This is a genomic window from Methylosinus sp. LW3 (genome assembly GCF_000527115.1).
In the GTDB taxonomy this organism is placed as follows: domain Bacteria; phylum Pseudomonadota; class Alphaproteobacteria; order Rhizobiales; family Beijerinckiaceae; genus Methylosinus.
This window is the reverse complement of sequence record NZ_AZUO01000001.1, coordinates 776,734-792,066: the sequence shown is the minus strand read 5'-3', so window position 1 is coordinate 792,066 and position 15,333 is coordinate 776,734. Positions and strand designations below refer to the sequence as shown.

Below are 15,333 nucleotides of genomic sequence, written 5' to 3'. Positions count from 1 at the left end.
GCGCGATTTCGCATCGAGACCGCAACGGGTCGCCGCGAAATGAATGTCTGGACTTTGTTCGGCTCGACACGCTTTCCGCGCCGCGTCGGTTCCGGTCGAGCGAATAGCGCCGCCTCGAGGCAACGCAGGGAGAATCGGCTGAATGATGGCCCTTCTGTCACGGGTGACATTCGGGATCGTGAGCGCAATGTTGATGCTGCTGGCTCTGGCGCTCGTCGCATTTGGCGCGCTCGAGCTGGTCGCCGAGCTGAAGAAGTCCTGGCGCGAGGGCGGCAATGCGCTTCTTACTGCGATCGGCTATGTCGTCATCGCGATAGCGGTTTTCGACGTCGCCAAATATTTCGTGGAAGAAGAAGTCATACGTCGCCCTGGGACACTCACCGCGTCCGAGGCGCGGCGCAGCCTTTCAAAGTTCATCTCGACGATCGTCATCGCCGTGTTCATCGAAGGTCTGGTCATCGTATTTCAGGTGAGCAAGCAGGACGTAGCGCAAATGCTCTATCCGATAGCGCTGCTCGTGACGGCCGTTCTCATCGTGCTCGGACTTGGCGTCTACCAGCGACTGAACGTCGAGGTAGAGCGCCAAAGCGCCCGAAAGGAGCAAAGCAAGAGCGGCGACGACAAAGACGAGCAGGCTGACGCTCGATCACGGCCACGCTCGACATGAGGCGCTGCTGGAATTCGAGAAATGTGGGTCCGACCCACGAAAACTGGAGCACGGCCATGAAACTTCGCATCGGCTATGAGCTTCGATACGACTTTCCGCAGCCGACGCCGGCCATCTTGATTCTCAACGTGCATTTCACGCGCGTTTCCGATCTCTCTTGGCCCGACCACATCTCGATTGCGCCCGTTGCTCCGATCTCGGGATACCGCGACAGCTTCGGCAATTGGTGTAGCCGCGCCGTCCTCGGGCCGGGCAGCACGCTCATCTCGACCAACGCTCTGATACGCGACTCCGGCCTGCCGGATATCGTCACCTCGGGAACTTACCAATCGCCTGTAGAGAGCTTGCCGGAGGAAACACTGGTCTTCCTGTTGCCGAGTCGCTTCTGCGAGAGCGACCGACTTCTAGAACTCTCTTGGACGCTATTCGGCGCCGCGACGCCCGGAAGGGGCCGAGTGCAGGCGATCTGCGACTTCGTGCATGACCATATCTGCTTTGGCTACGAGCACGCACGGGCGACGCGGACGGCATGCGAGGCCTATGAAGAGCGTCTCGGCGTCTGCCGCGATTATGCGCATCTGGCCCTCGCCTTTTGCCGCGCGCTGAACATTCCGGCGCGCTACTGCACCGGCTATCTCGGCGACGTGGGTACGCCGCCTCCCTATCCGCCCGGGGATTTCGCTGCCTGGTTCGACGCCTACATCGGCGGCGCTTGGCAAACATTCGATCCCAGGAACAACACGCCCAGGATCGGGCGCGTTCTGCTGGCGCGCGGGCGCGACGCAGCGGATGTGGCGATGGTCACGACCTTCGGTCCCAACAAGCTGGAAAATTTTCGTGTCTGGACAGATGAGGTCAGCGAAGACGCCGAATGATCCACGGAGGTCGTGAATCGGCAATTGCTCCCTCGATCTCAATCGGAGCAATCCTCGACAGCGCCCGCGGCTCGTTGGACGAGTTCGTGAAACGCGATGACGCTCGGCCCGCGAACAATTCAATGGGCCTGCTTCATCTGCGCATGCAAATCGATGGCCGCCGCAAATCGCTTGACGCGCACCCGGCCTTCACGCCGCAACGTGAACGATATGCCCCCTCCGCGCTCGCGCGAGCAGGTTTGCATGAACCTCCAAACACGTCGGCTTCAGGCCCGCCAAAATCGCATGGGCTCGTGTCGACTCCGCACCACGTCCATGCACAAAGACCAAAGATCCATCGGCCCTCAATGTTTGCTCACAATCGAGAACGATTTCCTCCGGAATGCCGAGATCACAGAGCGCATCGACCAAGGCGCTCGCGCCGCTGGATGACATCGCGCCGGCGACTTGTCGCTGGATGAGAGGTGCAATGGCGCCGAGCGCCACTACCGGTCCGGTAGACGGCGAAGTCGAGAAGACGCCTCCAGCAGATAGCTCACATAGGCCACCCCAAAATGCGCCATAGTTTTCCCACATTCGGATCTGTCCGCCGACATTGTGAAAGCCCACGCCATCTCTATCAGAGCAATATCCGCGTCCGACGACGCTCAATCGCCCGGTGTCGAAGCCGGCCTGCGATAGCGTCTTGACCGCGGTCGCGGCCTGAAAGTGGTACGCGAAACTCGCGATCGATATTTCATCGATGCGTTTCATGAGAGCCTCCTTTCGAGAAGGCGAATGGGGCGATGAGCGCGACGCAGTGGCGTCGACGGCTGTGAACGCGCCGAGCAGCGGGGGAATGCGCACAAGCCGAATAATTCCGCCGAACGATCCCGGCGAGCGTTACGCGGCCCGGAGCACGACCACGAGTTTCCCAAAGACGACGCTCGAGCGAAGTTCATCGAGCCGAGCGGCGCGGACGTTCTGAGCGTCCATGGACGCGATTTATCGCCAACTCGTCCCGTGCACGAAAGGATTGGACTTCCGTTGCGAGATCCGGTCTCGATATCGAGCGGTCGACATCTGTAATATAGGCGCCTTAGCGGCGACGGTCAGCCTCGGTAAATACTCTAGGCGTTGCGCAGGGTCGCCATGGCGATGTCGCGCTTTATTGGGAGAACTTCGACAAGCCCGAATGCAACGAGGAGGCGACATGCAAAATCGACAGATATGCTCGCCTGGGCGTGCTCATCGTCAATCCGACCGACAATTTTCTCGAGCCGCTGCTGATCAGCAGCGCCGCCGACATTCCTCTCGTCATCGCCTTCCTCGGCGCGATGGGCGGCCTGCTCACCTTCGGCTTGGTCGGATTGTTTCTCGGCCCGCTCATTCTCGCCGTGCTGCTCGCCATATGGCGGAAACGGCTGGAAGGAAACGCGCCCGAAGTGGAGCGCTACCCCCGCAACGCGCCGCATTGATCGATGTCGAGACGATCATTTCGCGTCGACGTCCGCGTCCCGATACGGTGCGTGAAAAAAGCCACTGCTCCGCCGACCTGCCGCTCTCGGCCAGCGCACCCATCTCGAGGCGGCGTCACATGTCGCCGGAAAAGCGCCCACTGCGCCACTCGTTAAACTCCGTATGCGCCCTAGTTAATGACAAACCAACGGGACATAAACCACAGGGGATCATGTCATGGACAAGGAAAGCATCAAGGGCGCGGGACAGAAGATAAAGGGCAAAATCGAAGAAGTCGCGGGGAAGGTTCTCGGCGACAAGGAGCTCGAGCTGCATGGCAAAGCCGATCAGCTCGGAGGCGCGGTTCGAAGCGCGGTCGGAGAGGCGAAGGATACGATAAAGGACGCGATCAAGGACGCCAAGAAAGTCTAAAGCGCGATCTGACGAAGGGAACGGGGCGTCGTCGTCGACCATGGAGGCGTACAGACCTCCAGGCCTCTTCGTCGCGCTCTTTCCCCCGCGCCTCTGCGGGTTTCCCTTCGCGATTTGCACTGTCGGCGTCGGCGCCTGACAATCGGAGCGAAATCGGTTCATCTCGGATTGCGATTTCGCTCCGTCGGCCTAATTCAAGGTATGATCCGGTTCGTGAAATCTCCAGAAATTGCTTTAAGGGAGTAGGCCCATGAACATCAGCATCGAGCACCTCCAGCCGATCGTCTCGCTGCTCGCCGGCGTTCTCATTCTGATCATCCCTCGGCTCCTCAACTACATCGTCGCGATTTTTTTGATCGTATCGGGAATTCTGGGGCTCGGGTGGATCAAGTGACGACGAGCGATAGCACTCTGAAATGTCATCTCCGAGCGGCGACGCACGCCGCCGAAGAGCGATAGCGTGCAACTAGGTTTTGGCATTCATTGAATGCATTTCCTCTGGTTGTCGCAACGTCGGCGCGCCCGAGAGGGCGGGCCGGCGCTCTGTGGCGTCATTGCATGATTGCACAGCCGCGCTATGTTTTTTGAAAGAGCTTTCCCGACGACCTGAAGCAGGCCGTCGAAGGCGTCGAGCAGCTCGTTCGAATCTCGATATTGGAAAAAGCCCCTCGCAGTCGGGCTGAATCGAGACGGCCGCAAACGGGGAGACACGCTCATGTCGATCGGGCTCATACTCGTCATTCTCCTTATCATCTTTTTGTTCGGTGGCTTCAGCGGCCGCTTCGGCGGCTATGGCTATGGCTACGGTCACGGCGGCGTCGGCGTGATCGGCATTCTTCTGATCATCGTCGTCGTGTTGCTTCTGACAGGACGGCTTTGATCGAGACCGCCGCCACTCGATCGGTGTAACATGCATGGAAAGCGCGCGCGGACGACTTGTTCGCACCAACTCAGGCGTCGCGCGAACGGGGTCGGATGAGTCGTCTTCGCCTGCACGCTGAGAAGCACCTCGTCGATCGCATCGGTTGGCTGAGAGCCGCAGTGCTCGGGGCCAATGATGGGATTGTCTCGACCGCGAGCCTGATCGTCGGCGTAGCCGCGGCGACCGCGACGCGAAATGATGTTTTGATCGCGGGCGTCGCTGGACTGGTGGCCGGAGCCATGTCGATGGCCGCTGGCGAATATGTGTCCGTCAGCTCGCAATCCGACACCGAGCGAGCGGATATCACGCGTGAACGTAAAGAACTCAGCGACAACATCGCATTCGAACTCGATGAGCTTGCCGACGTCTATGTCACACGCGGTGTCGATCGAGAGCTCGCGCTTCGAGTCGCCGAGCAAATGATGGCGAAAGACGCCCTGACTGCCCACGCGCGCGATGAGCTCGGAATTTCAGAGATCACTACCGCCCGTCCGGTGCAAGCGGCGCTGACATCCGCAGCGACATTTTCGCTGGGCGCCGCCATGCCCCTGCTCATGGTCGTCGTGGCGCCGGTCGGCACGCTCGTCCCCGTCGTTTCCGTCGCGTCCTTGGCCTTCCTCGCGCTTTTAGGCGCCATCGGAGCAAGAGCAGGCGGCGCCGATGTTCTGCGCGCGACGGCCCGAGTGACATTCTGGGGCGCATTGGCGATGGCCCTCACCGCCGGCATCGGGAAAATTTTCGGCACGGTCGTTTGAAGATTGGATTCACGAGAGGGGCATACTTTGTGAAAACCGGAGCGAGCGACGCATGGCGGCCGCGCGCGACACGGAACGCAACATTCGCCGCAGCCCGGTCTCGGTCCTGCGACGTTGGATAAGAAGGTCGCCGCCGCGGATCGGTTTTCAAGTTGCGAAGCGAGAATCAGGCGATCACGTCCTCGGCGCCCATCCGCTTCGGACACTTCGCGCTAATCGCCCGGGCACCTACGCCCTTATCGAAAATGCGCACGATCTCCTCGTCTCCGGTCTGCGCGGCGTCAGATTTCGATGCGTCGCTCAGTCCCCGCGGAGGAACTCGGGGAGATCGGCGGCGCCGTCGTCGCCTCTTCCGGCGCCCCCGTCCGGCGCCCCGGACGCCGGAATGTCCAGATTCGACACGAGGCTCTCCGCGGTCGAGGCCTCGGCGTCCTGGGCCGCTCCCTCCGTCACGCGCTCGGCCGGACCATCCTCCTTCAACTCCGCCTTCTGCTCTTCCGGCCCCGCCTTCAGCTCCCCCTCCGCCTGCTGAGGCGCCGCGGAATGACCACGCAGGGGAGAGCTGCGTCCGCGCGTCGGCGCGCCCGAAGAAGCCCTCCCACGCTTGTCCGCGCCATCGAGCGGCGGTCTGTCGGGCTCGGCATCGTGATCGACCTTCGCTTTGGCTTCCTCGCTGACCGTCTCCGACGCGGCCACCGCGGCCGAAGGGGCGGCCGCGCTCGGCTCCGTCTCCTGGTCGTGTGCGCTCGCGTCGTCGCCGCTTTGCGCGGGCTCGGCGCCTTTTCCATTGCCAGCGCCCGAGGAGTCCGCGTCCGGAGTCACCATGACCTGGCCGGAAGCTCCGACAATGGCGCGGATAACCGAGGGCGCCGCGACGCCGTGCCAAATCCAGCAGACGATGCCACGTCTCCGTGTATCCGTGTGACGAATGAGCCCCTGCGCCGTGAGCGCCTGCTCGAGCTCCGGCTCTCGCTCCCGAAGAGTCACGAACAGATCGCGAGGCCGCATGTCGGGCGCTTTCGCGAACTCCAACGTCGCAGCGCCTCGCTGATGGAGCATACGGCGCTGATGCGGGTCCGCCAGCAATTCGGCCAGCAGGTCGCACCCGCCATAGAGCATTTGGGGGGTCACGTCCGGCAGCGGCTCCGCGAGATGCGATTTGATCGCGAGTTGCAACGTCTGGCGCCAAGCCGTTTTTTCAGCTTTCGTCACCGAGGCGAGCGCAGCGTGATATTCGGTGGACACCTGGGCGAACGTGGCCAAATCGGGGATGATCATCACGCACCTCGCTAAGCTGAACGATTAAGCTATATCACAGGCTCACTCGAGCATTTACATTTGTCAAGCAAATTTTTCATACGACTTTCACAAGGATTTTCCCGGGCAATGAGCGATAATCCCGACGACAATCCCGACATGATTTCGAAATGTGTACGCATGCGCACTTAAGAGCTATGGAATCCCACCACCGTTGTTCGAGGTAGCTATCAGAAAGCGCTGGCCCCCTCGAATTGCAAGATTCATTCGTTCCTCTAGGCGCCATCTAGATTTATAGACACGCTGAAACTGGAGCGCTCCAAAGGCGCCAAATCGCCAAGATTCGAACTGTCCCAGCAATAGCGCTACCGATTACGTGATCGATCTCGCATACCGGCTCTGCTAGGGGATCAGACCTCGAGAGAAATTTACAGGACTGTTATGGAGACCGCTCCACATGGACCTGTCAGTGCCATGTTACTCCATGGCTATGAAACGGATTTATCCGTTTATGTAACGGAATTGTCCGCGGACAAATCCGTTACATAACATGACTTTTTCTCGTCGATCTCTACGAATCGAGCTACCATCGAAACGTTGATTTTTTTGATTTTCGTCGGCACAAAGCACAAAACTGAACACAAATTAAACACATTTAATCATATGATATTTAGCATCACTGCCTTTATTTTTGGCCGGATCCATGGACGCAACCCCTATTCCCGAACCGCGCCGCGGTCGTCGTCGTAGATCCGATCACGCCAATGGCGGCGCGACATTGAAATAGGAAAATCGGCGTGGCGGTCAGCGAGCAGACTATCTCCGCCTATATGGTCCGCACGACGCAATTGCGGTGGCAATGCGCCAGCATGCTCATGATCGACCTCGCCACGCTGACATGGCCGCGTTTCGTCGAGTGGCTCATTGCGCAGCGACCGCGGTGGAGCCGGTCGACATGGCGGACCTACAAGCGCTCGGTCATCGAGGTCATGAAGCGCGAGCACCCGGACGAGTGCGGCGCGATGGCGGAGCTGGGCGCAGCGACACAAACCGGCGCGAGAAAAAAGACCGACCAGACGTCGGCGGCCAAGGCGACGCGCTTCGGGACCGATGAGCGAGAGCGGATTTTCGCGGATCTCCGACTCGGGCGATCCAACCGGGCGCTGGAGCTCATAGCCTTCATACGCGCGACATGCACGACGGGCCTGCGCCCGACCGAGTGGCGCGGCGCCGTTCTGGAGGTGTCCTCGGACGGCTCCGTCCGACTGGTGGTCAAAAATGCAAAGGCCACGAACGACCGCTCTCATGGCCCGCACAGGACGCTCCATTGGCGCCATCTGCCGCCGGAGACATTGGGCGCGATTTCGCGGACCATTGCGATCGCGCGGGAATCTCCTTCCGCGGCCGAATACGAAGCCCATCGCAAAGCCCTGCAAAACCTGCTCGGCTCCGTGAGCCGTCGCCTGTGGCCTGATCGCGCCAAGCATTTCGCGCTCTATTCATGCCGGCGCGAATTCATCGCCCAAGCGAAAAGGGCCTATTCGCCCGTCGAAATCGCGGCGCTCGTCGGCCACAGCGTCGACAGGACGGCGCAGTCCCATTACGGCCGAGTCACGAAATCAGGCGCGCGCGACATCTCGCTGCCGACCCCGGATCCCGGAGACGTGGCTCGTGTGCGCGCGATCGTCGCGCCGCGACTTGCGGCGTTGTCACGGGTGCACGAGAAGGCGGCCAAAGAGAAGGCCGGCAAAGAGGCTCCCTCGCGCGAGCTCGAATGCTTCCATGACGCGACTTCGGCCGCGGAATTCACGGAAACGGCGATCACAGATCACGCGGACGGGGCCGAGGAATCGCCGCGATCGGCCGAGAGCGCCGACGCCGACGCGCCGTCCATCACGCTCGACACGGACCCCGCCGCCTCCATCGAGGGTCCCACGATCGACCTCGTTCCTGAGCCCTCCGCGCAGGTGGACGAAGCGAAAGAGGCTCCCGACGAAAGCGAGCGCCTCCAGATGGCGCTTCGAGAAAAGCCGCCGATCCCGGCTTCTGGGGATGTCGATCACGCCCCCGAGATCGTCGAGCCGCGACCCAAGACCATTTCGCAAACGCAAGAGAGCGCCGACAAACTGGCTCCGTCAATCGTGCTCGAGGGGCCGCAAGAGCCGCCTCCGGCCGCGGCGCCATTCGCCGAATGCACGGCCGCGGATCGCGAGGCCACGGTCTCGCCGCGATCGACCGAAGACCCTGACGCCACTGCGCCGTCCGAGGGTCCGACGATCGATGCGTTTCCAGAGCCTCCCGCGAAGCCGGACGGGGCCAAAAAGGCCCGCGACGAAGGCGAACGCCTCTGGCGAGCGTTTCAAGAGGAGCAACGACGATCATTCGACGCCACACCCTCAAAAAACCGTCACAGAAAAAAGGCCTCCGTTCACGAGGCCAGTTCGGTCGACTCTTCGTCGGAGAGCTCGACCGAGGTCGAGCCGAAGCCCAAGGATATCCCGTAGAGGCTCGGGCCGACGAGGAATTCCGCAGAAATTCATCGCGCCAGCCGGCAATTTGCGTGACCGAAGAGCGAACGCCGCGCCTCATCGGCGCGGCGTCGCTCACTTCACCGCGATCGGGAGCGATCACAATTCGCCGCGCAACGTCACCCTGAAGTTCCGCGGGTCGCCCGGCGTGTTGTAGGTGTTGGCGCCGCCGACGCGGGTATAATATTTCTGGTCGGTTATATTGTTGATATTCACCTGCAAGCTCAGATTTTCATTGATCTTGTAGGACGCCATCGCATTGAGAACGGCATAAGCCGACGCGTGCCGCGCCTCGTTCAGCGTGTTGACCGAGCCGGAGAGACCGCTCTGTGCGACGACGCCGGCGCCGACAGTCAGGCCTTGCAGAAAGCCGTCGAAGTCGTATTTGCCCCAAATCTTGAACAAATGGGTCGGATACCAGGAATTGATCGAGCGGCCCTGATTATTCTTATCGGCCAGCAGCGCGGTCTTGAGATAGGTATAGCCGCCGACGATATCGAGCCCCGGTAGAGCACGCGAGACCAACGGGAGATCGAGATCGGCGAAGGGCTTGCCGGAGAACTCGACCTCGACGCCGTGGGACTCGGCCTTTCCAGCTTGGAGATAGTAACCTGGATTTGCGGCATCGCCGTAAGAGCGATTACGATCCTTGATATCGAACCACGCCACCGACGCGTTGAGTTTTTTGTCGAGGAACTCGCCTTTGACGCCGGCTTCGAATTGTCCGCCCACCTCTGGATCGAGCGTCGTTCCGTCAGCCTTCTGGTCCGTCTGCGGAATGAAAATGTCGGAGTAGCTGCCATAGAGATTGATCTCCTCGGTGAGGCGGAAGATGCCAGCGAGATAGGGCGTGAAGCGATGGCTGGACTTCGCGCCATAAGACCAGTTCTCGGGCATGCTCGGCAGGACCGCGCGACTCTTCGCGAAGAAATTCGTCAGCCGTCCGCCGATTACGAAAGTCAGCGGATCAACCGGCGTCAATCGGAGCTGGCTATAGGCCCCATGCTGCAAGGTCTGATTTTGGCCACCCACCGTGAATGGATTGAGATTGGGACCGATCGCATTGGGCCAAAAGACCGGGATATTGCTCACATTGACCGCTGGTGCACGCTTATATTCATATGTGAAGCGGTCATAATTATAGCCGACGGTCAATGTGTTCTTGATCGGGACAAAGGGCAACGTGCCGGAGAGATAGGAGTCTATGCCGGTTCGATGATAATAGTACAAGAAATGGCGGCGAGCATACCGCGCTGTCCAATCAGAAGGGCTGACGCCGCTGCCCGGATAGGCGTCGCTGAACTCGTTTTCTATGTCACGTCGATTGAAGTTGATTTTCACGACCCAGTCGTCACCGAAGCGATGCTCGAGGCGGACATTTTTATCTTCCGTATCCCATTTGTATTGCGTCCAATCGGGATATGGGTTCCATGACCTGGACACGTTCAGGAAATAAGGACTGGTGTTGCCGAAATAGGAAATAGCGGCGACCGGCTGCCCGACGTAATCGGGGTCGCTCGTTCTCTGGCGCGTGTAGGCGACGTTCACCAGAGTGTTCGGCGTGATGTCGTATTCGAGAGAGCCATAGCCGAGCCATTTGTTCTCGGGCTGCGACGGCGTGAAGAAGAAGTGCTTGTCCTGGTGCAACACGAGCGCGCGATAGCGCAATGTCCGCTCTTCATTGATCGGCCCGGTGACGTCGATCATGCCGCGATAATTGTCCCAGGAGCCGCCGTTGAATTCGGTTCGCAGCTTGAATTCGTCTTGTGGACGCTTGCGGACGACATTGACGACGCCGCCGGGATTTCCCGAGCCGGAGAGCAGGCCCGCGGGGCCTTTGAGAACTTCGAGACGGTCGTAGACGGCGAGATCGAGCTGCTGATAGCCGCCGAGGCCGCTATAGGTTGGAACGCCGTCATAGGCGACGTCGAGCGCATAGCCGCGCGACGCCGGCTGTCCTTGCATCACATCATTGGAGATCGCGGAGACGCCCGGTATCCAGAACATTGCGTCCTGAACCGTGTTGAGCTGCATGTCGTTGATCTGCGCGCGCGTCATCACCGAGACCGATTGCGGCACCTCCTTGCGCGGCAGCGGAACCTTGCCGGCGACGGTCACGAGCGGCGTCGTGTAGGAGCCCGTGCCTTCCGTTATCGCGCCGCGATCGGCGCTATAGGCTTTCTTTTCGTCGCGCTTTTCAGCGCCGATGTCGATCCGCGGCAGCGCCTCCGCGCCGCCTGCGTCGCTGCGCACGCCCGCATCGTTCTGCGCCAAAATAATCGACACGGCCTTCGCGTCTGGACCGCCGAAGCGATAGGTGAGCCCGGTGCCGTCGAGCAGGCGATCCAATCCATCGCGCACAGAAAAGGCGCCGGCAAGCCCGGTCGTCCGCAATCTGCGAGTCACATGCGCTTCATAGAGAAGATGGAGTCCATTCTTCACGGCAAAGGCGTTCAGCGCCGTCGCCACCGATCCAGCCGGTATGTCGTAGACCATGACGACGCCGCTGCGCTCTTGCGGCGAGAGGGACGCCTCGGCCGGCGCTCCTCCCATCGCAAAGGCGCCGAACGCCATCGCCGCAACCGTCGAGCTCATCGCCGCACCCTCGTAACGCAGACCTCTTTTCGCCATCGCCGCTTTCCGTCGAATTGGGTTCTCGGACGCGAGACGACGTCCGTGACCAACTCGACGCCCTCGCGTCGAATTCGGAATGTCCAATGCGAAAAAAATTGTGCGGGAAGGTGTGGCCGGAGCCGCCCGTCATTCCGTGAGCAGAATGAGGTAGTCCGTCAGATGGATCGAATGCAGGCCGAGGAAATATTCGATCTCGCGCAGAGAAGTGAGCGGCTCTGCGGTCGAGAAAACGCCGCTCACCCGCCGCGCGCAGGTCGATGCGCGCAGGCAGAGGATATAGCCATGGTGATGACGGCCGAGCGTCGCCAGGGCTTCGCCGAGCGGCCTGTCTTCGACGATCAGTGCGCCGCGTCGCCAAGCGGCGATCGTTTCCGCAGCGGCTCTCGCCGGCGGCCGCGCGGCGGCGTTCGCCTCGTAGAATGTCTGCTGCCGCTCCTCGACAATGACGCGCGCGCCGCCGCTGGCGACAGCGACCGAATGCTCGCCGACGGCGACATGCGCGCCGCCTTCCTTGGTGAGCGCGACGTCGAAGGCGGTGCCGAGCGCCGTCACTTCGCCGCCCGCGGCCTCGACGACGAAGGGACGCGCGGGATCGGGCGCGACCTCGAACCACGCCTCCCCGGACAGCAGACGCACGCGCCGTCGCTCGGCTTCGAAACGGACCTCAATCGCCGAGCCGCCGTCGAGCTCCACGCGCGAGCCGTCGACGAGGGTCGCCGTTCGGCGCTCTCCGACGCCCGTCGAAAAATCCGAACGCCAGATCAGAGAGAGATCGCCAAGGACGAATAGGAAGGCCAAGGAGGCCGCGGCCAATAATCCGACCGTCGCCATTCGTCGTAACGCCACGCCCCGGGAGAGAGACCGGCGCGCCGGGCGCAGCGCTCGCGCCTCCTCGAACATTCTGGCGACATCGGCATAGGCGCGGCGATGGACGGGATCGGCGGCGAGCCAGGCGTCGAAGGCGGCGCGATCCTGATCGAGGTCGCCGGCCTTCTCTCTGATCCACCAGTCGATCGCCGCCGCATGGACGGCGTCGCCCTCCCCCATTCCCATCTCACCGTCGCTCCCTGCGCGCGGATCGCCATCCGCGCCCGCCGAATACGACGCGCCAATAGGGGAAAAAGGAAGGTCCGGCGGTGAAAAATCTTTCATCCCAGCGCCGCCCAGCAACGCTGCATGGCGATGCTCATATGCTGACGCACCATGCGCTCGGTGACGCCGAGACGCAGGGCGATCTCGCGAAAGGAGAGATCCTCGAAGGCGCAGAGCTCGAAGACCTCGCGACATCGGGGCGGCAGGGCCTCGATCGCCTCGCGGAGGCGGCGCGCCCGGCGCTCATAGTCGACGATCTCGTCCTGCCGCGCCTCGCTGCTCGGCCGCTCGCCGAGGAGCTGATCGAAGGCGAGATATTTGTGCTCCGTCCGCCGACGCCGGGCCAGGTCGCGCGTGAGATTAGCGGCGATCTGCTGGAGGAAAGCCGGCGGATCGGCGACATCGTCGAGGCGCTCGTGCCGCAGCGCGCGCACGAAGGTCTCCTGAAGCAGATCGGACGCGTCTTCCGCGCCGACGCGACGCGTCAGATAGGCCGTCAGCGCGCGCCTGTTGCGCTCGAACAGGTCGCGAATGAAACGAGTCTTCTTTTCCGACATTCGCCGGCGCCCGCGACGGTCACGACGCGCGCTGCGCGGTCGTCGTGACCGGAGGTGAAAAACCAGGGTGAAAGGGTCGATCAGCCGATCGACGGGGGCGCGCGGGAGGAGAAATAGCTCGGACGGCCGATGGGCGCGCCGGTCTGCTCGCGATCGACCGACAAAACTTGTCCCGAGTCGAAGCGCAGCGCGAGCGCCGTAAAGAACATAGCGAGAAATGCGAGGGACGCCGAATCTCGAGGACAGGTGCAAAACGCGCAATGCGAGTGCTGGCCGCCGTGCTTCACGGGCGCGCCATCGTCTCCTCGAGCGGCGCATAGCGGACCGCCCTCCTCCCCACTGGACCAGCCGAAAGACGGGAAGGCCGTCGCCCATCCCTGACTCGGCGTCACAAAGGGAAGCGAGGCGAGCGCCAGCCAAACGCCGAGCACCGCGGCGAGCGCGGTCCGCAGCTTGGTGAAATGCGCCCATGACGAAGCCATGGCGTCATAGGAGACAGGCGAAAGCGTGAGCGTCAAGAAGGAATTGCGCCGCAGGGCGGAGCGGAACGCAAAAGGCGCTTTCCCACGACCGGCTCTCGAGGCCTAGACGCCCGGAGAGCGGGGGGGGGCGTCCACCTTTATAATCCGTCTCTGCCGGCCTGCTCTCGCATCGTTCCGCTATCGGTTGATCTTCAAGACACCGCACGGCGGAGGAGCACGTTCTACGGCGGGCCTCGCGCTTCTCAAACCCAATTTCGCGCCGACGGACAGCCGTCACCACGAAGCATTCGCAGCGGGAACCACGGCGAAATCGGATCTCTTCGATCGAGCAGTCGACCCTGCCCAGCAGATCAGCAAGACCTTCGAACCCCGATCGTGTTGGCGAACCACGTTTACCGTCATAGGCGCACGCCGGCCGTCAATCTGAATCTTTTATTGCGCACTGCAAAAAATAAGTACTAATTGTGGCTCAGACGCCGCACTGCGGGGTCCTAGCGTTGTTTCGAGAAGTGGTATTTTGCCCATGAGCACTCGTCGTATTTGGGTCGCCGGTCATAGAGGCATGGTCGGTTCGGCCGTCACACGTTATCTCGAGGCGCGAGGCGACAAGGTATTGAAAGCCGATCGCTCCGTCGTCGACCTCCGCAATCAGATCGCCGTCGAAGTCTGGCTGAAACAAAATCGGCCCGACGCCATCATCTTCGCCGCGGCGAAAGTCGGCGGCATCTATGCGAACGACACCTATCCCGCCGATTTCATCTACGACAATCTGGCGATCGAGACGAATATCATCCATTCGGCCCACGCCGCGGATGTCGACCGTCTCGTCTTTCTCGGGTCTTCCTGCATTTATCCGAAATTCGCGCCTCAGCCCATCCGCGAGGACTCGCTGCTCACCGGCCCTCTCGAGCCGACCAATGAATGGTATGCGATCGCAAAAATCGCCGGCATCAAGCTCTGCCAAGCCTACCGCAAGCAATATGGCCGGCATTACATCTCGGTGATGCCCTGCAATCTCTACGGTCCGAACGATAATTTCGATCTCCAGACGAGCCATGTGCTGCCCGCGCTCATTCGCAAATTCCATGAAGCGAAGGAGACCAGGAAGGCGGAGGTCGTCGTATGGGGAACCGGCACGCCGCTTCGAGAATTCTTGCACGTCGATGATCTCGCGCGCGGCGTCGTCTTCTGCCTCGACAATTACGATGGCTATGAGCACATCAATTGCGGCGCAGGTTCAGAGATCACGATCCGCGGGCTGGCGGAAACCGTGCAGAGAGCGGTCGGATTTTCCGGCGAGCTCGTGTTCGATACGTCGAAGCCGGATGGCACGCCCCGCAAGCTGATGGACTCGAGCCGCATTCGCACGCTCGGTTGGGAGCCTGAAATCTCGCTCGACGACGGAATTGCCGGCTCCTACCACTGGTTCCTCGCGAATAAAAACGTCTCTCCCGCGCTGGAACTCGCGACAGTCGCATAAGCTCGATTGCGCGCGCGAATTCGATCGTCATAGCTGGAAATAGCGTCAAACCTTCTCAGCAATGGACCCTGAGATCGATCGCCGCTATTGCGCCAAGAGAGCGAAACTTCTGGGCTGACGGCGCCGCCGGCGCCGCGCCCTTTCCTAGGCAAATTATTTCGACGCGTGGTTTCGCGCGCAAGCTCAGCGAGCTCGCCGGGTCCTGTGGCGCGCTG

At 61.4% G+C, this 15,333-nt stretch carries 15 protein-coding genes; 9 read left to right on the top strand and 6 right to left on the bottom strand.

Going from position 1 to position 15,333, the window contains the following annotated elements:
• Window positions 1–142: 142 nt before the first annotated feature.
• Window positions 143–667: a GNAT family acetyltransferase gene (locus tag METLW3_RS0103900; protein WP_198022741.1), complete on the top strand. Its 525-nt coding sequence runs from the start codon at window positions 143–145 to the stop codon at window positions 665–667.
• Between the two features lie 56 nt (window positions 668–723).
• The gene (locus tag METLW3_RS0103895; RefSeq protein ID WP_024878682.1) at window positions 724–1,542 is read left to right on the top strand and encodes a transglutaminase family protein; all 819 of its coding nucleotides are present in this window, start codon (window positions 724–726) and stop codon (window positions 1,540–1,542) included.
• A 189-nt stretch (window positions 1,543–1,731) separates the two neighbouring features.
• Here the strand turns inward: METLW3_RS0103895 and METLW3_RS0103890 are convergent, their stop codons facing one another.
• Complete coding sequence (locus METLW3_RS0103890; protein ID WP_024878681.1) at window positions 1,732–2,295, bottom strand: hypothetical protein; 564 nt, start codon at window positions 2,293–2,295, stop codon at window positions 1,732–1,734.
• 470 nt (window positions 2,296–2,765) lie between these two features.
• Between METLW3_RS0103890 and METLW3_RS0103880 the strand changes: the two genes are divergently transcribed.
• The 5 genes from METLW3_RS0103880 (at window position 2,766) to METLW3_RS0103860 (ending at window position 5,088) form a co-directional block, all read left to right on the top strand.
• Window positions 2,766–2,999: an AI-2E family transporter gene (locus METLW3_RS0103880; RefSeq protein WP_024878680.1), complete on the top strand. Its 234-nt coding sequence runs from the start codon at window positions 2,766–2,768 to the stop codon at window positions 2,997–2,999.
• Between the two features lie 217 nt (window positions 3,000–3,216).
• Entirely contained in the window at window positions 3,217–3,411 is a 195-nt protein-coding gene (locus METLW3_RS0103875) for a CsbD family protein (protein ID WP_024878679.1), read from the top strand.
• Window positions 3,412–3,661: 250 nt separating this feature from the next.
• Window positions 3,662–3,805 carry a DUF3096 domain-containing protein gene (locus METLW3_RS27355; RefSeq protein WP_083967044.1) on the top strand — a complete coding sequence of 48 codons (144 nt, stop codon included), beginning with the start codon at window positions 3,662–3,664 and terminating at the stop codon, window positions 3,803–3,805.
• A gap of 321 nt (window positions 3,806–4,126) precedes the next feature.
• On the top strand, window positions 4,127–4,291 hold the full coding sequence (locus METLW3_RS27350) for a DUF3309 family protein (protein ID WP_064506549.1): 165 nt from the start codon (window positions 4,127–4,129) through the stop codon (window positions 4,289–4,291).
• A 95-nt stretch (window positions 4,292–4,386) separates the two neighbouring features.
• Window positions 4,387–5,088: a VIT family protein gene (locus METLW3_RS0103860; RefSeq protein WP_024878678.1), complete on the top strand. Its 702-nt coding sequence runs from the start codon at window positions 4,387–4,389 to the stop codon at window positions 5,086–5,088.
• A 300-nt stretch (window positions 5,089–5,388) separates the two neighbouring features.
• Here METLW3_RS0103860 and METLW3_RS0103855 read toward each other — a convergent pair whose 3' ends face one another.
• Window positions 5,389–6,366 (bottom strand): hypothetical protein, encoded by a 978-nt coding sequence (locus tag METLW3_RS0103855; protein ID WP_024878677.1) that lies wholly within the window; start codon window positions 6,364–6,366, stop codon window positions 5,389–5,391.
• A 776-nt stretch (window positions 6,367–7,142) separates the two neighbouring features.
• Here METLW3_RS0103855 and METLW3_RS0103850 point away from each other — a divergent pair.
• Window positions 7,143–8,849 (top strand): hypothetical protein, encoded by a 1,707-nt coding sequence (locus METLW3_RS0103850; RefSeq protein ID WP_024878676.1) that lies wholly within the window; start codon window positions 7,143–7,145, stop codon window positions 8,847–8,849.
• Between the two features lie 123 nt (window positions 8,850–8,972).
• Here METLW3_RS0103850 and METLW3_RS0103845 read toward each other — a convergent pair whose 3' ends face one another.
• From METLW3_RS0103845 to METLW3_RS0103825, 4 genes are all read right to left on the bottom strand, one after another.
• Entirely contained in the window at window positions 8,973–11,468 is a 2,496-nt protein-coding gene (locus METLW3_RS0103845) for a TonB-dependent receptor (RefSeq protein WP_198022740.1), read from the bottom strand.
• Window positions 11,469–11,633: 165 nt separating this feature from the next.
• On the bottom strand, window positions 11,634–12,560 hold the full coding sequence (locus METLW3_RS0103835) for a FecR domain-containing protein (RefSeq protein WP_348625808.1): 927 nt from the start codon (window positions 12,558–12,560) through the stop codon (window positions 11,634–11,636).
• A 95-nt stretch (window positions 12,561–12,655) separates the two neighbouring features.
• Window positions 12,656–13,156 (bottom strand): RNA polymerase sigma factor, encoded by a 501-nt coding sequence (locus METLW3_RS0103830; protein ID WP_024878673.1) that lies wholly within the window; start codon window positions 13,154–13,156, stop codon window positions 12,656–12,658.
• A gap of 80 nt (window positions 13,157–13,236) precedes the next feature.
• A complete protein-coding gene (locus METLW3_RS0103825; RefSeq protein ID WP_036308622.1) occupies window positions 13,237–13,674 on the bottom strand; it encodes a hypothetical protein in 438 nt (145 codons plus the stop codon).
• A 487-nt stretch (window positions 13,675–14,161) separates the two neighbouring features.
• Here METLW3_RS0103825 and METLW3_RS0103820 point away from each other — a divergent pair, with 487 nt between their 5' ends.
• Complete coding sequence (locus tag METLW3_RS0103820) at window positions 14,162–15,118, top strand: GDP-L-fucose synthase (protein WP_036308619.1); 957 nt, start codon at window positions 14,162–14,164, stop codon at window positions 15,116–15,118.
• The last annotated feature ends 215 nt before the right edge of the window (window positions 15,119–15,333 follow it).